This window comes from Thermosynechococcus sp. PKX82, assembly GCF_031583255.1.
In the GTDB taxonomy this organism is placed as follows: Bacteria; Cyanobacteriota; Cyanobacteriia; order Thermosynechococcales; family Thermosynechococcaceae; genus Thermosynechococcus.
On the sequence record NZ_CP134169.1, the window covers coordinates 1780634 to 1800423 of the forward strand.

The 19790-nt window shown below is 53.9% G+C and carries 19 protein-coding genes and 1 pseudogene; 9 read left to right on the plus strand and 11 right to left on the minus strand.

All coding sequences use genetic code 11. The annotated features are described in order from the left end of the window. Positions 1 to 133: 133 nt before the first annotated feature. The 6 genes and pseudogenes from RHH53_RS08820 to RHH53_RS08840 all read right to left on the minus strand — a co-directional run bounded on the left by RHH53_RS08820 (position 134) and on the right by RHH53_RS08840 (position 6099). On the minus strand, positions 134 to 1009 hold the full coding sequence (locus RHH53_RS08820; RefSeq protein ID WP_206199847.1) for a DNA adenine methylase: 876 nt from the start codon (positions 1007 to 1009) through the stop codon (positions 134 to 136). A 13-nt stretch (positions 1010 to 1022) separates the two neighbouring features. Continuing rightward, a pseudogene (locus RHH53_RS13180) lies at positions 1023 to 1311 on the minus strand (N-6 DNA methylase); the annotation flags it as partial. Positions 1312 to 1358: 47 nt separating this feature from the next. Continuing rightward, positions 1359 to 2666: an aminopeptidase P N-terminal domain-containing protein gene (locus RHH53_RS08825; RefSeq protein ID WP_310742915.1), complete on the minus strand. Its 1308-nt coding sequence runs from the start codon at positions 2664 to 2666 to the stop codon at positions 1359 to 1361. A 424-nt stretch (positions 2667 to 3090) separates the two neighbouring features. Continuing rightward, on the minus strand, positions 3091 to 4155 hold the full coding sequence (cobD, locus tag RHH53_RS08830; RefSeq protein WP_310743687.1) for a threonine-phosphate decarboxylase CobD: 1065 nt from the start codon (positions 4153 to 4155) through the stop codon (positions 3091 to 3093). A gap of 5 nt (positions 4156 to 4160) precedes the next feature. Continuing rightward, positions 4161 to 4487: an HU family DNA-binding protein gene (locus RHH53_RS08835; RefSeq protein ID WP_190278230.1), complete on the minus strand. Its 327-nt coding sequence runs from the start codon at positions 4485 to 4487 to the stop codon at positions 4161 to 4163. 409 nt (positions 4488 to 4896) lie between these two features. Then, a complete protein-coding gene (locus RHH53_RS08840) occupies positions 4897 to 6099 on the minus strand; it encodes a phosphoglycerate kinase (RefSeq protein WP_310743688.1) in 1203 nt (400 codons plus the stop codon). 154 nt (positions 6100 to 6253) lie between these two features. Between RHH53_RS08840 and RHH53_RS08845 the strand changes: the two genes are divergently transcribed. Beyond that, positions 6254 to 6643: a universal stress protein gene (locus RHH53_RS08845; RefSeq protein WP_206199852.1), complete on the plus strand. Its 390-nt coding sequence runs from the start codon at positions 6254 to 6256 to the stop codon at positions 6641 to 6643. A gap of 107 nt (positions 6644 to 6750) precedes the next feature. Then, positions 6751 to 9309 carry a DUF3536 domain-containing protein gene (locus RHH53_RS08850; RefSeq protein ID WP_310743689.1) on the plus strand — a complete coding sequence of 853 codons (2559 nt, stop codon included), beginning with the start codon at positions 6751 to 6753 and terminating at the stop codon, positions 9307 to 9309. On the opposite strand, the gene RHH53_RS08855 is transcribed toward RHH53_RS08850, so the two are convergent. Beyond that, a complete protein-coding gene (locus RHH53_RS08855; RefSeq protein WP_310743690.1) occupies positions 9306 to 9878 on the minus strand; it encodes a Uma2 family endonuclease in 573 nt (190 codons plus the stop codon). The two genes, RHH53_RS08850 and RHH53_RS08855, sit on opposite strands and share 4 nt — an antisense overlap. Before the next feature lie 159 nt (positions 9879 to 10037). Here RHH53_RS08855 and RHH53_RS08860 point away from each other — a divergent pair, with 159 nt between their 5' ends. Continuing rightward, the gene (locus RHH53_RS08860) at positions 10038 to 10772 is read left to right on the plus strand and encodes a DUF2993 domain-containing protein (protein WP_310743691.1); all 735 of its coding nucleotides are present in this window, start codon (positions 10038 to 10040) and stop codon (positions 10770 to 10772) included. Here RHH53_RS08860 and RHH53_RS08865 read toward each other — a convergent pair. Next, a complete protein-coding gene (locus RHH53_RS08865; protein WP_206199855.1) occupies positions 10722 to 11414 on the minus strand; it encodes a phosphoribosylanthranilate isomerase in 693 nt (230 codons plus the stop codon). The two genes, RHH53_RS08860 and RHH53_RS08865, sit on opposite strands and share 51 nt — an antisense overlap. Positions 11415 to 11509: 95 nt before the next feature. Here RHH53_RS08865 and psaK point away from each other — a divergent pair, with 95 nt between their 5' ends. Beyond that, positions 11510 to 11761, plus strand: a complete 252-nt coding sequence (gene psaK, locus RHH53_RS08870; protein ID WP_225901542.1) for a photosystem I reaction center subunit PsaK — start codon at positions 11510 to 11512, stop codon at positions 11759 to 11761. Here the strand turns inward: psaK and RHH53_RS08875 are convergent. Continuing rightward, positions 11738 to 12691 (minus strand): serine hydrolase, encoded by a 954-nt coding sequence (locus RHH53_RS08875; RefSeq protein ID WP_310743692.1) that lies wholly within the window; start codon positions 12689 to 12691, stop codon positions 11738 to 11740. The two genes, psaK and RHH53_RS08875, sit on opposite strands and share 24 nt — an antisense overlap. Positions 12692 to 12705: 14 nt before the next feature. Then, complete coding sequence (pyk, locus tag RHH53_RS08880) at positions 12706 to 14490, minus strand: pyruvate kinase (protein ID WP_302676097.1); 1785 nt, start codon at positions 14488 to 14490, stop codon at positions 12706 to 12708. Positions 14491 to 14698: 208 nt separating this feature from the next. Between pyk and RHH53_RS08885 the strand changes: the two genes are divergently transcribed. The 5 genes from RHH53_RS08885 to RHH53_RS08905 are packed head-to-tail and all read left to right on the plus strand — an operon-like array spanning position 14699 to position 17791. Next, the gene (locus RHH53_RS08885) at positions 14699 to 15784 is read left to right on the plus strand and encodes a GTP-binding protein (RefSeq protein ID WP_206199859.1); all 1086 of its coding nucleotides are present in this window, start codon (positions 14699 to 14701) and stop codon (positions 15782 to 15784) included. A gap of 9 nt (positions 15785 to 15793) precedes the next feature. After that, entirely contained in the window at positions 15794 to 15949 is a 156-nt protein-coding gene (locus RHH53_RS08890) for a DUF2256 domain-containing protein (RefSeq protein ID WP_310438195.1), read from the plus strand. 32 nt (positions 15950 to 15981) lie between these two features. Then, the gene (locus tag RHH53_RS08895; RefSeq protein WP_302676094.1) at positions 15982 to 16359 is read left to right on the plus strand and encodes a SaoD/DsrE family protein; all 378 of its coding nucleotides are present in this window, start codon (positions 15982 to 15984) and stop codon (positions 16357 to 16359) included. Positions 16360 to 16375: 16 nt separating this feature from the next. Then, on the plus strand, positions 16376 to 16594 hold the full coding sequence (locus RHH53_RS08900) for a GDCCVxC domain-containing (seleno)protein (RefSeq protein ID WP_206199861.1): 219 nt from the start codon (positions 16376 to 16378) through the stop codon (positions 16592 to 16594). Positions 16595 to 16630: 36 nt separating this feature from the next. Beyond that, the gene (locus tag RHH53_RS08905; protein ID WP_310445763.1) at positions 16631 to 17791 is read left to right on the plus strand and encodes a geranylgeranyl reductase family protein; all 1161 of its coding nucleotides are present in this window, start codon (positions 16631 to 16633) and stop codon (positions 17789 to 17791) included. Here RHH53_RS08905 and RHH53_RS08910 read toward each other — a convergent pair. Further along, positions 17788 to 19752, minus strand: a complete 1965-nt coding sequence (locus tag RHH53_RS08910) for an adenylate/guanylate cyclase domain-containing protein (RefSeq protein ID WP_302678097.1) — start codon at positions 19750 to 19752, stop codon at positions 17788 to 17790. The two genes, RHH53_RS08905 and RHH53_RS08910, sit on opposite strands and share 4 nt — an antisense overlap. Between the last annotated feature and the right edge of the window lie 38 nt (positions 19753 to 19790).

Here is a 19790-nt window from a genome sequence, read left to right on the forward strand (position 1 = left end):
TACTAATCTGTCGGCACACATACTCAACCCGTGAACGAATATCATGGTCTGAAATAGCTGAATTGTTTATATCTTTAGAAGCACGTTTTAGGATGTTTGTAAGAGCCTTATCAGGTGTACTCATTGTTTTTTCCTAAAATAATGTCTTTTGATTGATCGCTTTGGGGGCATAATTTGTCCACAGAATCTCAGTTCGCTCATCTTTGGTCGAATGTATTGTTTTGCTCGGGGCGATATTTTTGTACCAATTCGGAGAAGGATACAACTCGTCCATTAAATCGCAATCGTAACCTGAAATGGCAACAAGACCTTGAACTGAATTCAGCACGGACGCCAGCTCACGATGTTCTTTGTTGCTCATTTCATAAGCGTAAGCGTTACTATCGCCCCGCGTGTCATGGACATAAGGTGGATCACAGTAAAAAAGCGTATCTGGTGAGTCGTACAAACGTATGACTTCAATAGCGGGTCTATTTTCTATTTGAACACGCAACAAATGCAGGGCTATATCTGGTAAGTCTTCAATTGCACCAAGCCAGCGAGACACAGCTCCTGACATACCTGCTCTACTCGTGTTTTTGCAATTTGCCCAGCGTCCCAGTGTTGCAGATTGAGCTAGACCAGTTCGCACTTGACGGGCGCGTACATAAAACCTTCTTGCACGTTCAACAGGATCTAAAGATGGGTCTATTTCACAGGCGATTGAAAATTCTTCACGTGAAAAAGGGGTGAGACCAATTGCTCTTATCAAACGCTCTGACTCATCTCGTAAGACGCGGAAGAAATTTGCAACCTCACCATCAACGTCATTGTATGTTTCTACAGCTGAAGGTTCTCGGTTCAATAAAACAGCAGCCGAGCCCCCAAATGGCTCACAGTAATGGTGGCAAGAGGGCAATAGAGGCAAAAGCCAATCAAGGTGTGAATATTTTCCACCATACCAACCAAATGCTATTATCCTTTTTCTGCTTCGCTTGACGACTGGGGAAGGTGTGCCGTTTCTCTTCATTACACGATGAGTGCCTTTTGCGATACTTCTCGGTATTGTCCTCTACGATGTCGATACCATAAATTGATGCCACTGCCAGCACCGTGTAGCGCTCATATTCAAGTTGAACCTTGGCATAACGGGCTTCCGCGCGAGGATTTCTACCAAGAAGTTGCCAGTACCGCAGGTGGGTTCCAAGAAACGCGAGTTAATGCGTTCGGTTTCTGGCTGGACTAAATCTAGCATGGCCTGCACGATGTGCTGGGGGGTGAGACTTCACCATGGTCAGGAACGCGGCGTTTGGATTTGACAGTTTTTTCCACGGGGACTTGCTGTAAAGGACTCAATGAGGAGGACTTCCTGCTTTCTATTATTTCGGCACAGCTGCTGTCAGTACTTCGTGCCCCTCGGTGGTGACCAAGACATCGTCTTCGATGCGCACACCAATGCCGCGCCAGCGATCGCTAATCTCGGGCTGACCCTCAGCGGGCATTGCCTCAGGATGAATATAAATCCCCGGCTCCACTGTCAGCACTTGACCCGGTTGCAGCGTGACCCATGTTTCTTTGTTGTGCTTGTAAAGACCGACATCATGGACATCGAGACCCAGCCAGTGACCGGTGCCATGCATAAAGAAGGTGCGATATTTCTGGGTATTGTTCTCTTTGCCTTCGTTGATCAGATCGTCAATCGCTCCCCGCAGCAGGCCAAGCTCTACTAGACCCTCAACGATCACCCGCACCGCCGCATCGTGGATTTGGTTGTAGGTATTCCCCGGTTGCACCTGCTCAATGGCGGCTTTTTGGGCAGCGAGGACAATATCATAGATCGCCTGTTGCTCGCCGCTGAACTGGCCACTCACAGGAAAGGTGCGGGTAATATCAGCGTTGTAGTAGCGATAGGCACAGCCAGCATCAATTAAAAGTAAGTCTCCTGCTGCCATTTGCCGTTGGTTCTCAGTGTAGTGAAGCACACAGGCATTCGACCCCGAGGCAACAATCGAGGGATAGGCCGGGCCATCGCCCCCCCGTAGGCGAAAGAGATGCTCTATCTCTGCCTGAATTTCATATTCCCAGCGTCCGGGGGCAGCCACTTCGCGGGCACGCTGATGGGCTTCGACAGTGATGGCGATCGCTTGGCGCATCAAGGCCAATTCTGCTGCTGATTTAATTTGCCGCATCGGTGCCAAGAGAATACTGGGATCGGCGATCGCCCGTGGGCCTGTGCCCCGTTTTGGTAGTGTCGCCAAGAGGCGCTGATAGTGCTTGAGAATCACTTGATTAAAGCGCTCATTGTGACCAAAGTGGTAATACAGCGGATCCCCCGTCTCCAAATAGCGAGGGAGGTGCTGCTCTAGCTCACTAATGGGATATACGGCATCGGCACCTAATTGCTCCTTGGCTGCTTCTACCCCAAGGCGTGCCCCTGTCCAGATCTCTTGGCTGAGATCCTTGGGCTGCACAAAGAGAACATAGCGATGCTCACTGTGGTTTGGCGCAAAAACAGCAACGGCCTCTGGCTCATTAAAGCCCGTGAGGTAATAAAAGTTACTTTCTTGGCGAAAGTTGTAGTCCACATCATTGTGCATGATGGCGCGCGGGGCACTACAGAAAACAGCGACACCCGTGCCCAATTTCTCTAAAAACTGCTGCTGTCGTTGCTGGTACTCTGTTTTCATCGCGCCTTAAAAAGTGGGTCAACCCTTGGGAATGATGACCCTGAAGTGGTTTGGTGGGGGCGGAGGGACTTGAACCCTCACGACTTGTTTAAGGTCAACGGATTTTCATCCTCCTGCCGCTTTCGCGACCACCCCTTGGGTGTTGAGGATTGGACTCTCCCTTTACCCGCGTAGAGGATCTACGGTAGGGTAGCTCCCGTCGAGTCTCTGCACCTTCCGTTTCCAGTCTGGGTTTGAGAAACGGCTTGGCTCAGGATTGCCCTATTTGCCCTATGGACAAACGTAGGTTTCCCTGAATTTGAGAGCATTCACTTAATAGATTTCTCTACTAAGGCTCAATTTCTTAAGTCCGCAGCGTCTACCATTCCGCCACGCCCCCTTAAGTACCGCTACTATACCACCTTGGCTTTGGGGGATGCAATTCCTACTGGCGTTGGTAATAAGCCCGCAACCCCTCGAGGAGCCGCTGATTTTCGCTGTCACGGCGCACCGCCACTCGGAAGTAGGAAGCGCCCAATTCGGGAAAGCTGCAACAATCACGAATCAAAATGCGATGCTGCTGGAGGAGGTAGGTTTGCAGGGGCAAAATGGCGTCCGTTGCTTTGATGAGTAGAAAGTTTGCCTTACTCTCGGTCACCACCTTCAGTTCGGGCATAGTATTTAAGGCCGCCGCAAAGGCATGACGCGCTGGCGGTAACCATGCCCACGTCTGTTCCTGAAAGGGGCGATCGCCCAAAGCTGTGACACCGGCAATGATTGCTAGACTATTCACACTCCAAGGATCGCGCCACGATCGCCAGCGTTGCCAACGTTCTGGAGAGGACACACCATACCCTAAACGCAGACCCGCCAGACTATAGAACTTCGTTAGCGATCGCAGAACAATCAAGTTCGAGTACTGAGGCACAACCCCCACTAGGGATTCACTAGCCGCCGGCGGCAAAAAGTCCATAAAGGCCTCATCCACGACCACCAAGGCACCCGTCTCTAGCAACGGCTGGAGCTGATTCCGCGACCAGAGCTGTCCACTGGGGTTATGGGGATTGTTAATGAGGATGGCATCTTCAGGGGTTAGGGAGGGCGCGATCGCCCCAAAGTCGCTTTGCACCCGGGCTAGGGGAATCGGCACAATGGGGCAAGCAAAAGACGCCAGTGCCCGCTGGTAGTCAGCAAAGGCAGGAGTAATAAGATAAATCTGCTGGCGATCGCCACACTCGCGACCTACCCAAGTCAATAACTCCGCCGCGCCGTTGCCCACCAAAAAATAATCCCTCGGTAGTTGATGCAGGGTGGCAATAGCATCCACTAAGGGACGGCAATCGGGATCGGGATAGTCGCGAATCGTTGGCAAAGCAGTCTGTAGGGCGGCAATCACTGAATCAGGGGGCCCCCAAGGGTTGAGACTGGCCGAAAAATCCAAAATCTCATCGGGAGCACAGCCAGCGATCGCTGCCGCCCAAGCTAAATTGCCACCGTGGCGGGGGGGCATTCAGACTATTTTTTCTTGCCCTTGGCCGCCGGTTCGGGAGCTGCAGGCGGTGCAACTTTTTCTTTGAAGAGTTTCCCTGCTGAAAAGGCGGGAACGGTAGTTGCTGGGATTTGCATTTTTTCTTTCGTTTTCGGGTTGCGTCCCTCACGGGCCTTGCGCTCCCGCGGTTCAAAGGCACCAAAGCCCACTAGTGTCACTTTTTCTCCCTTGGCCACGGCCTCCATGATTTCCTCGACGGTGGCTGAGATAATCGCCTCAACTTGCTTTTTGGTGACGTTGTTGGTGCTATGGGCACGACTAAACACAGCATCCACGAGTTCAGCTTTATTCATGGGGATAACTCCACAGAAACATTAAAGGTTGTTAATTGAGGAACAAATGGGTGAAAGGCACGAAACCCTTGCCTCTGCTTGCTTTCAAGCCTCATTCTAGAATAGCCAGACCCCAACTGGAACCCTGAAACCTTTAAGATATGTGGTTTTCAGCCACTTTTATCCATTAGAAATTTCTCAAACCCTTGATTCATAAGTCTTTTAGTCTATTCCATCCTCTTTGCAGGGATAGTTTGGGGCAGTGACAGTTGTTAGAAAAATTAACAAATCACGGTGTCCCAAGGTCTGAATATCGCCCCAGAGAACAAAAAAGCCCCATGGCTGAGACGATGGGGCATTCACAAATTTCATGAATTTAATGCTTGGATTCGGAGGATTTGATCACAGCGTATTGGCGATGATCTATCCCCTAGGCATCATCCAAGGCGGCAATACCAGGAAGTTCTTTGCCTTCGAGGAGTTCAAGGCTCGCCCCCCCGCCCGTGGAGATGTGACTCATGCGATCGGCAACGCCCACTTTTTCAACCGCCGCCACAGAATCGCCACCACCAATAATCGTCGAGACGCCCTCACTGGTGAGGTCAGCCAAACAGCGGGCGATCGCCTCCGTGCCCTTGGCAAATTGATCAAACTCAAACACCCCCATTGGGCCATTCCAGATCACTGTTTTGCAATCCTTGAGCGCCTCTTGGAAGAGTTTGACCGAAGCAGGCCCAATATCCAGACCCATCCAGCCATCGGGAATCGCCTCGATACTGACCACTTGACTATTGGCATCGGCGGCAAAGTTATCCGCCACCACCACATCTGTGGGCAAGAGCAACTCCACCCCTTTTTCTTGGGCTTTGGCTTCGAGGTGTTTGGCTAGCTCCAACTTGTCTTCTTCCACCAAGGATTTGCCCACATTGAGACCCCGCGCTTTGTAGAAGGTGAAGATCATGCCGCCGCCGATCAGCAATTTATCCACTTTTTCTAAAAGGGCTTCAATCACACCAATCTTAGAAGAGACCTTAGATCCCCCCACAATCGCAGCCAAGGGACGGCGGGGATGCTCAATGGCGTTTTGGAGATATTCCAGTTCTTTCTCAATCAAAAAGCCCGCCACGCAGGGACTGAGGTATTGCGTCACCCCAGCAGTTGAGGCATGGGCGCGGTGCGCAGTGCCAAAAGCATCATTGACATAGACTTCTGCACAGGCCGCCAGTTGCTTGGCAAATTCAGGATCATTTTTTTCTTCCCCCGGATGGAAGCGCACATTCTCGAGGAGACAGACATCCCCATTGGCCATTGCTTGGGTATGGGCCACCACGGCATCACCAATGCAGTCATCGAGCTTGGCCACGGGTTTGTGGAGCAGTTCCGAGAGCCGCTGAGCCACAGGAGTGAGGCGCAGTTTATCATCCACACCCTTGGGACGGCCAAAGTGGCTGACAAGAATCACCTTGGCACCTTTGCTGATCAGGTCTTGAATCGTCGGCAGTGCGGCGCGGATGCGGGTATCATCGGTGATGACACCATTCTCATCGACAGGAACGTTAAAATCCACCCGCACGAGGACACGCTTTCCTTCTAAGTCGGCAGCCGATAACTGTGCCACGGATTTTTTAGACACGCTAGAGCCTCCTAAATGCGTTAAAACATGGATGATGGTACTAGGGGCATAACAATCCCAGCCAGCGATGGAGTGACCCGTTACAGAACCCTCACCTGACCCTCATTCTACCCAAGGGCGTGCCCTTCCACTTGACTCCAATGAGGTGAACTCTATGTTCAAAACCATTCTTTTTCCCATTGACCGTAGCCGTGATACCCAAGAAGCCATGCCCACTGTGGTTGAGATGGTGAAACTGTTTCAGAGTCAGTTGTTTCTGCTCTCGGTGGAGGAAACCCCAGAACCCGATGCGGAGCTAGAGGCGGCGATCGCGGAATTTTTGAATCGAGTGAAGGAAGCCTTTGCCCAACACGCGATTGTGGCGGAAACACTGCTGCGGCGCGGCAAACCTGCCTTTGTGATCTGTGATGTGGCCGATGAGATCAATGCCAGTTTGATTATTATGGGTTGCCGGGGAACGGGTCTGACCCCAGAGGGGTTTCAAGAAAGTGTCAGCAACCGCGTGATTAATTTGGCGCCCTGTCCGGTCTTGGTGGTACCCTAGCGTAACTGAATCTTGCGGAGCTTAAAGTTTCGTCACAGGCGGCCTAGCCCTTGGGGCGATCGCCGATGATCAAGGAAAGTGAATGTGTTGTCTTGTGGTTGATCTGCATGCTGAATCCAACAGATGTAACGCCGACCGTGTTTTCCCCTGCTGCTGATCAACTGCAAGCCCTTGGGGTGTACGTAACCATCCATGGCCATTTCTATCAGCCCCCCCGCGAAAATCCCTACCTCAATGCCATTGAACACCAACCCAGTGCCCAGCCGTTCCACGATTGGAATGAGCGTATTTACTACGAGTGCTATCGCCCCAATGCCTTTGCGCGGATTCTCAACGATCGCGGTGAGGTCATTGGTATTGTCAATAACTTTGAATACCTCAGCTTTAATATCGGCCCGACGCTCTTTAGTTGGCTCGAACGCTACGATCTTGAGGTCTATCAGCGCATTATTGAGGCTGATCGCCACAGTTGTCAGCGCTTCAATGGCCACGGCAACGCGATCGCCCAAGTCTATAACCACATGATTTTGCCCTTGGCCAACTATCGCGATAAACTCACGCAAATTCGTTGGGGCAAGGCGGACTTTCGGCGGCGGTTTGGCCGCGAACCGGAGGGGATGTGGCTGGCAGAAACGGCCATTGACTATGAAACCGTAGCCGCCCTGATTGAGGAGGGGATTCGCTTTACGATTTTGGCGCCTTCCCAAGCCCAACGCTGTCGTCCCATTCTTGCCGACGGTGAAAGCGAGTGGATTGAAGTCAGTGGCAGCCAAATTGATCCGACCCGTCCCTATCGCTGCTATTTGCCGGGGGGCGATCGCCAGCGGGATTACTTGGATATCTTCTTCTACGACGGCCCCATTTCGCGGGACATGGGCTTTAGCGATCTGCTCACTAGCTCGCAATTTCTAGCGAGACGGTTGGGACAGGCCGTGCGCGGTGATCATCGCCCCAGTCAAATCATTGCCGTTGCCACTGATGGGGAAACCTTTGGCCATCACAAGTATGGCGGTGAAAAAGCCCTCGCCTATGCCTTTAAAGTGGAATTTCCACAGCGGGGCTGGCAGATCACTAACTTTGCCTACTACCTCAGCCTGTTCCCGCCCACATGGGAGGTGGAACTCAAACCCGTCACGGCGTGGAGCTGTGCCCATGGTGTGGATCGCTGGCAGGACAATTGTGGTTGCGGTGGGGGCGGTGAGTGGCATCAACGGTGGCGACGCCCCTTGCGGGAGGCACTGAACTGGTTGCGGGATGAGCTAATTGAAATTTATGAAACCTTGGGCAGTGAGCTATTTCAGGATGTTTGGGCAGCCCGCGATGCCTATATTGAGGTGATTGGCGATCGCTCGCCGGAGACTCTGCATCGTTTTTTGGCACAACACCAACGCCGCCCCCTGAGTCAAAGCGAGCAAATTGATGCCCTGCGCTTGCTGGAGATGCAGCACCATGCCCTGCTCATGTTTACCAGTTGTGGCTGGTTTTTTGATGAACTCTCGCGGCCTGAGGGGGTGCAAATCCTCCGCTATGCGGCACGGGCGATCGAACTCGCGGCAGATGTGGCAGGGGTGCAGTTGGAACCCGAGTTTATTGAGCGTCTGGCCGCTGCCCCCAGTAATGTGCCGCAGTTTGGCGATGGGGCAACGGTCTATCACCAGTTGGTGAAAACGGCTCAAATTAGCTTGCAGCAGGTGGCCGCCCACTATGCCATGAGTTCCCTCTTTAATAGCTACCCCCGCCAACATCAACTGTACTGCTATGAGATTGAGCAGGGGGATTATCATCTCCAACGCATGGGCAGCCTGACCTTGGCGATCGGCCAGATTCAACTCACCTCGACGATGACAACCGAGTCCCAACTGCTGATCTTTGCTGTCTTGCACTTGGGGGGCTGGGATTTCCACTGTGCGATTCAACCCTTCCAAGGGCGGCGGGAATATAGCCAGATCAAGACCCATCTCCTGCAAGCCTTCCAACAGGGGAGTGCAGCACGGGTGGTGATGGCAATTACGGAACGCTTTGGGGGGGTAGCCTACAGCTTGGATGATCTCTTTGCTGAGGAACGACACCGTCTCATGGGGGTGCTGGCGCGGGAAACCCTTACGCGCTTGGATCAGCTTTATACCCAAGTTTATCGCGATAACTACGGCATCCTGATGGGGTTTCAGCGGGATGGCCTGAGTGTGCCCCAAGAATTGCAAGTCGCGGCAGCGGTGGCGTTGACCCATCGTGCCATTAGCCATTTGCGGAGTTTAGAGCAAGACCTCAGCGATCTCAGTGATTTGCCCTTGGCGGATCTGCAAAACCATTTGGCAGAATTGATGGCGATCGCCCGTGAAGCACGGTTGTTGGGTTGTCACCTTAGCCTTCAAGAGCAACAGCGACTCCTTGAGCAGCAAATTAGCACTGGATTGCGTTATCTTGCCCACCACCTCGACAGTGACACCCTTAGCCAGTTGAGTCCCCTGCTGCAGGACTTGATCACCATTGGCGATGCCTTAGGTTTGAACCTGAATCTGGATCGGGCACAGGAACAGCTTTATACCCTGATGGGTGAACTGCGGCAGAAGGGCACGCACCTCAGCGAGGGCGATCGGCGGCACCTACAAACCTTAGCTATCCGCCTCAAGGTTGATCCCCAACTATTGGTTGCCCTCTCTTCCTAGGGAAGAATCTCCGTTAAATCCAGCACGAATCCGGGGAGCAGGTCTTCCCCAAAGAGGTGCCAAGGGGCGATCGCGACTTCAGGGGGCATTTGAGAACGGTAGATTTCTACCCGTTGATTTTGCGGGTCAATCAGCCAACCTAGGTGCAGACCATTGTCCAGATATTCGCGCATTTTGGCTTCGAGTGGCCGCAGATCATCACTGGCAGCGCGCAGCTCAATTACAAAATCGGGACAAAGCGGTACAAATCCTTGCCGTTGTTCGGGGGTCAAGGCGTGCCAGCGATCGCCTCGAATCCAAGCAACATCGGGACTGCGAATGGCGCCGTTGGGCAGCTTAAATCCCGTCGAGGAGTCAAAGGCAACGCCCAATCGGGATTGCTGATTCCAGAGGTACAGTTGAACAGCTATTTGAAGATGACGCCTGCCAGTTTCTCCACCTGTGGGGGGCATAATGATTAGTTCTCCACGGGGCGATCGCTCCAGCCGCAGATCAGGGTTTTGGCGGCAAATTGCGGCAAACTGCTCATCGGTTAGTTCCAGCACCGGTTGTAGGGCGATCGTCAGCATGGCTGAGCAGCCTCTCATCGCATTTCCACTACCCCAGTTCTAGCAAATTAGGAAAGTTGCCTCTGACCAGACCAAACCTACGTCCAGTTTCGTTAAAATCAGCGAACTAGCCCCATAGGTTGGCCTAGGTATCACCCAAAAAGTGTGTGAGGAGTACGTATGTCGTTAACGTCCCCAGAAATGGCTGAGGCGTTTGGTGCCGCTTCTGAACGCGGACTAATTCCCCGGATCTTGCAACCGGCGTTGCACTGGTGGTTATCTGCGCAGTTGGAGCAGGCAACAGGCTTGGAAATTCAAATTCAAGGGGGCGATCGCCAGATTTTGCGGGGATACTTACCCCACGTGCGCGTTGCCGCAGCTAGCGCCAGTTATCGCGGTATTCAATTGCGCCAAGCAGCCGTCCAAGCGGAACAGATTCAGATTAATCTAGGGCAAGTGTTGCGAGGCAAACCCCTAAAACTCTTGGCACCAGTGCCGGTGCGCGGGGAACTAATTCTCAGCCAAGCCGATCTCGACGCCTCTTTGGGGGCGCCGCTCCTGCAATCCAGCCTACGGGAACTGCTGAAATTGCTCGATCAGCGCGGCTTGGGCAAAGCAGGGGTCAATCTGCAAGAGTGGCAATTGCGGCGTACGCAGGCAGAATTGGGTGCTGGGTGCCTCAAACTGGTGTTCTCGATGGTGAATGCTCAAGGGGAGCAGGCGGATTGGCATTTGATGACCCAGGTGCGCTTGCAGGATGAGCGAACCCTCTGCTTAGAAAAGGTGCATTGGCAAGGGGAAGGTGACCCTCACCCCACGGTGGCCATTGATTTGGGTGAGGGGGTGGCCATCCAAGAGTTGCGCCTAGAAACGGGTGCCCTCAGGGTGCAGGGAATGATTTGCATTTATCCCTAGGTTGCTCAGCAATGCTGCTACGCGCCCTAAATCCTTGATCCCCGGTTGGCTTTCCACACCACTGGCTAGGTCAATCCCTTGGGGTTGGGTTTGGGCGATCGCTTGACGGCAATTTTCCGGCGTGATGCCCCCCGCCAGCCACCAAGGGCAAGGAATGGCTAAGTCTTTCAGCAATGTCCAGTCAAAGGGCTGCCCCGTGCCCCCCAACTGCTGCGGGTGATAGGCGTCTAGGAGAATGCGATCCACAATCGGGGCGTAGGCGGGAATCTCGGCGAGGCTGGCTGCCGATCGCACCCGCAGGGCTTTGATCAACACAATATTAGGGAAGGCATGGCGCACCTGTTGGCAAAACTCGGGCGATTCGCTGCCATGAAGCTGCAGTGCCTGTACCCCTGTGGTTGTGACTAAATGGGCTAATGCTGCTAAATCGAGATTGGCAACCACGGCAACAGTCAGTACTGAGGGGGGCAACTGGCGACAGATCTCGGCAATGGTTGCTGCCGGGACATAGCGGGGGGAATGGGGCACGGTAATAAACCCCAGAGCACTGACGCCCATTTGGGCGATCGCGATCGCCTGTTCGGGTAGAGTCAAGCCACAAATTTTGACAGCAATTTTGACAGGGACAGTTGAGTTAAGCATTTGTAACGAGATGCACCATTTTGTAAAGAACTAGCGGTGGGCGATCAGGCCGTTCCGTATAATTCATGGGCAATTGTACCCATTTAGGAGGAACCATGGTGTTAGCCACGCTCCCCGATACCACTTGGACGCCGTCTGTGGGTTTGGTGGTGATCCTCTGCAACCTGTTTGCGATCGCCATTGGCCGCTATGCCATTCAATCACGGGGAAAAGGCCCCGGTTTACCCGTTTCCTTGCCCGCCCTCTTTGAAGGCTTTGGTCTGCCCGAATTGCTGGCTACCACCAGCTTTGGTCACCTTTTGGCGGCCGGGGTTGTCAGTGGCCTACAGTACTCCGGTGCCCTCTAGGGTCGGAATACCACTGGCAATTTGACGGGAAATAAAGGGCAAAACCTCTGTATTCATACTGGCAGTGCGATTCTCAATAAAGACCACCAAGGTATAGGGGCAATGATTGGGGAGTTCAATATAGGCCGCATCGTGGCGCACCCAACTGGTGAGTCCCGCCTTTGACCACAACTTTGCCCCCGGAGGTAGCCCTTCCCCCAAAAAGCCCTGTACTTGGTTTTCTGGATCCTCGGCCAAAAGCTCTGGATCGAGGGAACGCTCCATCAGTTCCATCATCGCTTGACTGGCGCTAGCAGACACGGCAACACCGCCCACAATACTGTGGATTAACTTGGCCGTGGCATCAGTGGTCAGACGATTAGAATTCTGGCGATCGCGCCCGACAAATTCCTGCTCTCGTCCATAGGGGCCATCACACCACGTTTTTTGATTCACGTTGATATTAGTTAGCTCTGGCCACCCTAAGGATTGAAAATAGCGATTGACGATATTGCGCTGGTATTGCCATGTGCGAAAAGGTTCCGGTGGCAGCACCGGGCCACTAGTCGTCCCCGTGAGCATATCCACCACGAGGCTCGTGGCATCATTGCTGGAGTCCACAATCATATCCCGCAGGGCGCGTGCTAATTCCGCATCCGGCTGAAGCATACCGCTGTGGAGCCACTCATGACAGGCCACCAGATAAAACAACTTCACCACACTGGCCGGGTACATCGGCACATCGCCGCGATAATGGGCGCCGGGAATCGAATACTGCCAAAATTCTGCTGCGGTCAGCGCTCCGCCCGTATTCACGGGAATGGGGGGTGGATACACCAATAAGGTCAGGGCAATGTCCTCTTGTCCCAGCCAAGGAAAGTGTTGCCATGTCGCTTGGAGCGTCCGCGTCACCAAATCCGTGAGATAGGTGTTGGCCTGAAAAAAAATCATTGCCTGTTCCACTCCTACTCGGGCGATCGCTCGACGCCATTGCGAGCACCGGAATAGACCAAGCCCCGCTCCACATCCATAGTGAGAATCGTGCCCTCGCGGATCAGGCGGGTGGCATTTTTGACCCCGACAATCACTGGAATTCCCAAGCGCAACCCCAAGACCGCCGCGTGGCTCGTCAGGCTATCCTCTTCGGTAATAATGCCTGCCGCTTTGCGAATGGCTTCCACCAATTCAGCACTGGTGCGCTCGGCCACCAAAATTTCGCCACTATTAAACGTGCGAACTGGCATTCCTTCGTGCACCACCCGCGCCGGGCCACTCACCGACCCATGACCAATGCCACAGCCGCGTCCCATCACCGAGGTGACGAGTTCCACCTTGATCATATCCGTGGAGCCAGAGACTCCTTGCAGCGTGCCAGCGGTCATCACCACTAGATCCCCTTCCTCTAGGAAGCCCCGCTCCTGTGCCGCATTAATGGCTGCCTGAAACGACTGCCGCATCGAGGGATGATCCAGAGTCAGCAGTGGTTCGACCCCCCAGACTAACTGCAAGCGCCGTGCCACCTCGATATGGGGCGTTGCCGCCAAAATCGGAATTTGGGGACGAAACTTGGAGACATTGCGGGCTGTAGCGCCGCTCTTGGTTTGGGTAATGATGGCCTTGGCATGAAGCTGTGCTGCCACCTGTCCCACCGCTTGACTAATGGCATTGGGAATGGAACGCACCGCTATGGACTCAGCCACGGGCGGTTGCCGCAGTTGGGGTTGGTTGTCGATGCGGGCGGCAATCGTGGCCATCATCTTCACTGCCTCGACGGGGTATTCCCCCATGGCCGTTTCATTGGAGAGCATCACGGCATCGGTGCCATCGAGAATAGCATTGGCAACATCGGAAATCTCGGCACGGGTAGGGCGGGGGCTTTTCACCATGCTGTCCAGCATTTGTGTGGCCGTAATCACGGGAATGCCCAAGCGGTTGGCGGCAGCAATCAGCCGTTTTTGCAGAATCGGCACCTCTTCGGCGGGCAGTTCCACCCCCAAATCTCCCCGTGCCACCATGACACCATCGCAGAGGGAGAGGATGGCATCCATTTGTTCGATCGCCTCGTGCTTTTCGATTTTGGCAATCACCGGCACCTGCTTCCCAGCGTTGGCAATCAGTTCTTTGATCTCCAGTACATCTTGGGGATTGCGAACAAAGCTGAGGGCCACCCAATCTACCCCTTGATTGAGGCCAAACATCAGATCTTCACGATCTTTCTCTGTCAGAGCCTTAATGGAGAGGTAAACCCCTGGAAAGTTCACGCCCTTGGCATTCGAGAGCGTGCCGCCAACAACCACTCGGCAGTGGAGTTCACCCGCCTCCTTATCCACTTCTTCAACGACCATTTCCACGCGGCCATCATCCAGCAAAATCGTGGCGCCGGCGGGAACCTCCTGAGCCAAGGGAGGATAGGTAATCGAGCTAATGTGCTGGTTGCCCATGACGGAGCGACTGGTGAGGGTAAAGCGATCGCCCCGTTTGAGGGAAATGGCGCCCTGTTCAAACCGCCCGAGGCGAATTTTGGGGCCTTGCAAGTCCTGCAAAATGCCCACGGGTTGCCCCAACTCATAGGAAATTTGGCGAATCAGGCGAATGCTGCGCTGGTGATCGTCGTGGGTACCATGGGAAAAATTCAGGCGCAGGGTAGTCGCTCCCGCTTGGATAATGGCGCGCAGTTTATCGGGATGGCTAACCGCTGGACCAATGGTGGCGACAATTTTAGTGCGGCGTTGCAACGGCTGGTTCGACATATTCAACTTAATCGTTAGGCCTCAACAGGTTACCCTATTTTGCTTGACATGGGGAGACATGCAGGAGCGTTTTAGACATTGTCCCACCCACGGTAACGGCTGTTGGTGGCAATCGGGTCTTGTTTCTAGCCTACAGCGATCGCTCACCCCTTGAGCGAGGTGCAGCGGCTATAATTTGAGAATAATTCTCGCTCTTAACATCCTGCCTATGACGACTTCTTCCCTGCCTACAACTGCCAAAATGGAGGCAATGAAGCACGGCCTACCGGTAACTATCATTACAGGGTTTCTCGGTAGTGGTAAAACCACACTCCTCAATCATATTCTGACCAATCAACAGGGACTGAAGACCGCCGTCCTTGTCAATGAATTTGGGGAAATTGGTATTGATAATGAGCTATTGGTGACCCAAGATGAGGGCATGGTGGAGCTCACCAATGGCTGTATCTGCTGCACGATTAACAATGACTTGGTGAATGCAGTTTATCGGGTTCTCGAACGTCCTGACAAGGTGGACTATTTAGTCGTGGAAACAACGGGCTTGGCGGATCCACTGCCGGTGGCTCTGACCTTTTTGGGAACTGAGCTGCGGGATCTCACCCGTTTGGATTCAATTATTACGGTGGTGGATGCGGAGAACTTTAGTCTTGATCTTTTCAATAGCAGCGCTGCCCAAAGCCAAATTGCCTACGGTGACATTATTCTCCTCAACAAAGCAGATCTGGTGACTGAGGAACGCTTGCAGGAGTTAGAACGGCGAATTCACGAAATGCGGGAGGGAGCGCGGATCATTCGTACGGTGAAGGCGCAAGTGCCCCTGCCCTTGATTTTGAGTGTGGGGCTGTTTGAGAGCGATCGCTACTTCCAGCCTGAGGCAGCGCCCCAGCATTCAGAACACGACCATGAGCACCACCATCACGACCACGGTCACCACCATCATCATGAGTGTGATGACCATTGCGATCATGATCATCCTCACCCCCATCAGACCTCCAACCACCTTGAAGAGGATGGCTTTACCTCCGTTTCCTTCCAGAGCGATCGCCCCTTTGAACTGCGCAAATTCCAGTATTTTCTGGATCACCAGCTACCGGAATCCGTCTTTCGTGCCAAGGGCATCCTTTGGTTTAAGGAAAGTCCCCGCCGCCACGTCTTTCACCTCAGTGGTAAGCGCTTTAGTCTCGATGATGAGGAATGGAAAGGCGATCGCAAAAATCAACTGGTGCTCATTGGCCAAAATTTGGATCATCCAACCCTGCTGACCCAGTTGGCCGCCTGTGTCACTGACGCATAACCCCCAATCATGGCCAAGCAACGGCGCAAAGAAAACCTTCCCAGCAAAATTTGTCTGATCTGTGGCCGGCCTTTCCAATGGCGCAAAAAATGGGCGAATTGCTGGGAGGAGGTGAAGTACTGTTCTGAGCGCTGTCGGCGGCGGCGCTCCCAAGCCCAAAGTTAATGTGCTTTTGCTGAATCAAAAGGAATGGTTCTATGAAAGTTGCCTATATTTTTGCCACTGACATGGCCAGCACCTTTAAGCTGGCAACGATGGTTTTACCGCAGCTGGAGCGGGGCGATCATGGCGCTGAAGTGGTGGGTATGATGTTTTTTGATGATAACCTCTTTTGTTTGCGTTTAGGGGATCCCGTTGGTGAGCGCTTAGCCCGCATTGCCAAGGAACAGGGGATTTTACTCATGGCCTGTGATCAGTGTGCGGTGCGCCGTGGTTTGGCCGAAGGAACATTTGACGAATGTGGTACCGGTTCTGTCAAAGCCAAGGGGATGGTTGAAGGGGTAGTATGTGGCTGCTTTCCGCAGTTTTATGCTAGCCTTGCAGACAGCGGACTCGATCAAGTCATTACCCTTTGAGTCTCTGCTGAGGAAGATGAGTCAACCGTCAGTTGTGTTTTCCAGCACCTTGGTCTGTCCCCATTGTCACACGGAGCAAGCGGAATGGATGCCCAGCGATGCCTGTGTCGTGTTCTGGGAGTGTCCCCAATGTCATGCCCACCTCAAACCCAAGGCGGGGGACTGTTGTGTCTTCTGTAGCTACGGCACGGTTCCTTGCCCATCGCGGCAGCTGGAACACACTGGCGATCGCTAGAATTGGGGGTTGCTATCCCCTGAGGAAACCGCTATCGTGGGGGCGCTTTTGCCTCCCGTGAGTAACCGTATGCAGGCAATCTACGACTGTATTGTGGTGGGTGGGGGTGCTGCTGGCGGGTCAGCCGCCTATCATCTCGCTTGCCGCGGACGTCAGGTTTTAGTTCTAGAAAAATTGGCCTTGCCCCGCTCAAAGCCCTGCACTGGAGGGGTTTCACCCGCCATTGCCCAGTGGTTTGATTTTGATTTTCAGCCCGCCATTGCCGATACCACCCGCACTGTGCGCTACAGTTGGCAGCTCAGTGATGCCATTGAAGCCGAGTTAAGCATTCCCGAACCCATCTGGATTGTTGATCGCACGGTGTTTGATCAGTACCTGTTGCAGCAGGCACAACAAAGGGGTGCGGTTGTTACAGATCAGACCGAGGTTACTGGGATTACGTTCCAAGCAGATCGCTGGCAGATCCACACGGCAACCACGACCTATGGTGGGCGGTATCTCATTGCTGCCGATGGTGCCAATAGTCAAGTGGCTCAGTGGCTGGGGTTTAAGCCCAAAGTGGTGCGCACGGCGGCGGTGATGACCATCCCCAATCTAGGGGGGGATCGCGCGGCGCATTTTGAATTTGGCCTCGTGAAAAATGGTTACCTCTGGAGTTTTCCGAAGGGGAACCAGCGAACCGTTGGGGTTGCTGTTGTGCGGGGCAGCGATCGCCCCAATTGGGAACCGATTTTGCAACAGTATTGCGCTGCCCATGGGCTGCAGTTGGCCGACGCTGCCATTCAATACCATCCCCTGCGGGTATGGGAGGGTCAGCAACCACTCCATACCCACCATGCCCTCCTTGCGGGTGAAGCCGCTGGTCTGGTAGATCCCTTTTCGGCTGAGGGAGTTCGTCCTGCTCTCTACAGTGGCATGCGGGCTGCTGAAGCCATTGACGCAGCTCTTGCTGGCGAAGTGGATGCCTTGGCCACCTACAGCAAAAGATTGCAGGAGGAATGGGGAGCGGATTTAGTGTGGGCGCAACGCCTCGCAGCACTCTTCCATCGCATGCCGAAGGTCGGCTACCACCTTGCCATGAAACGCCCCTCCGCTACCCAGCGGCTCGGTCAAGTCCTCTGTGGTGAGTTGCGCTATCGCGATATTGCTGGCCGTGCCATCCAACGGCTCAGCAGTTCCCTGATTCCCGGACGTTAGATCTCCACTTCAATGGCGGTGGGCTGATTGGGGGCGATCGCCAGCCCTTCGCGGACGCCGAGAATGCGAAAGACCTGAATTTTGCGCTCTTTGCCCTTGAGTTCCAACGGTCCCCATGCCTCGACCTCGTAGCGATCGCCGAGATACTCCAGCGTTTCCTGTGCCACTAAAATCCGACAGGGGCTAGGCTGGCGGTGCTTGTCCACACTCTCAAGGCGCGAGGCGGTATTCACACTGTCGCCAATCACACCGTACTCGAGGCGATTTTTACTACCGAGACTGCCGACCACAATCGGACCTGTGTAGATCCCCGCCCGCATCATCACCTGCGGTAACCCTTGAGCCGCCCATTCACGATTCAGTTCCTCTAGTAGTTGTCCCAAGGCCAAGGCACAATCCACGGCATTGCGGGCATCAATGGCAATTCCTTCGCGGCTGGTTCGTTTAATGGGCACGCCAAACACGGCCATAATGCCGTCACCGGTGAACTTATTAATCACGCCGTGGTAGCTTTGTACCACATCCGCCACTTTTTCGAGATAGGCATTGAGCCAGTTAAAGAGTTCCTCCGGTTCCATACCTTCAGAAATGGTGCTAAACCCCTTCAAGTCAGTAAAAAGCAGTGTGGCAATCAGGCGTTGGCCGGGCAACTTACCATCCTTGAGGAGTTCATCCCGCCGTTCCCACATGGCAGCGGCAATTTCCGGTGAGATATTTTGGCCAAGGAGGCGCATCACCATTTGCCGTTGCTGTTGGGCTTGTTGTGCAGTGTAGGTGACGACTCCGCCACTGCCAAGGAGGAGGGTCAATGCTGGCGGTACAAGGGGCACCCAGCCCAATTTCAAAAACAACCCATAACAGGCCAGCAGTAGGATGAGGAGAGCCGTGCCCACTGCCGTTGCTAGAGCCAAGGGATGCCGCACGCGCCAAGCAAGGATGGCACCAATCAATGCCCAAAGAACAATCCAAACGTTCTCCACACTGTTGGGCCAAAACCATATAACCGCGCGATCGCCCAAACCCGCATCAATGAATTGCCCCACCATTTGGGCGTGGATAAACACCCCTGCCATGCGCTGATTGTCCCGCAGGCCGGAACTAAAGGGGGTATAGAAAAAGTCTTTGCCACTTTCGGCAATGTTGCCAATGAGAACCACGCGATCGCGAATCAATGCAGGAGCAACCCGCCCATTGAGCACATCCTCCAAAGGTACCCAGGTCACTGCCCGCTGATCACCGCGATAGTTGAGCATAATTTGATAGCCCGCCGTATCGGCACCCACATAACCGCCGTCATTGGGTTGCAGGGGTGTGAAAATACTCTGCCCCAACTGCATTACATTGGGATCGGCATCACTGCCTCGTGGCTCAATCCCCTCATCGGCTAAGTGTCGCAGCGCCAGCCGCAAGGAGAAAGAGTACAGCGTATTCCCCTGATCGTCCGGCAAAAATAACAAGCTGCGACGGACAATGCCACCGGCATCCACAGTGACATCATTAAATCCCACCTGATCGGCACTGAGGGCCGCCGGCGGACGAATGGTTGGGTGAGTGGCATCCCCTAGTTTTGTGACCGCAAACAGGCGATCGGAACTTAACCAAAGGCGGTTTAATTCCTCATGTCCCGGCGGTACAGCAAAATCGCGGTAAATATCAAGACCAATGGCACGGGGCTGATGTTTGAGGAGTTGTTTTAGAGCTTGGGCGTAGATCTGATCCGGCAGCGATAGGGAGCGGTAACGTTGAATATCGGCTTCGGTGACTGCCACCACCAAGAGTCGCGGATCGGGGCCGGGCATAGGGCGCAATTGCATCAGGCGATCGTAGGCACCCAATTCCAGGGGTTGGAGCCAACCCATTTCGCGAATCCCAATCACCACCGTGCTGGCGATGGCACTGGCTACGACAATCAGGCCCAGATCAGCAAAGGTGCGGCGAAAGTGGGACAATAGGGGCAGCATAGCTTTGCAAGCAAGCAAGAGATTTTCTTCATCCTATC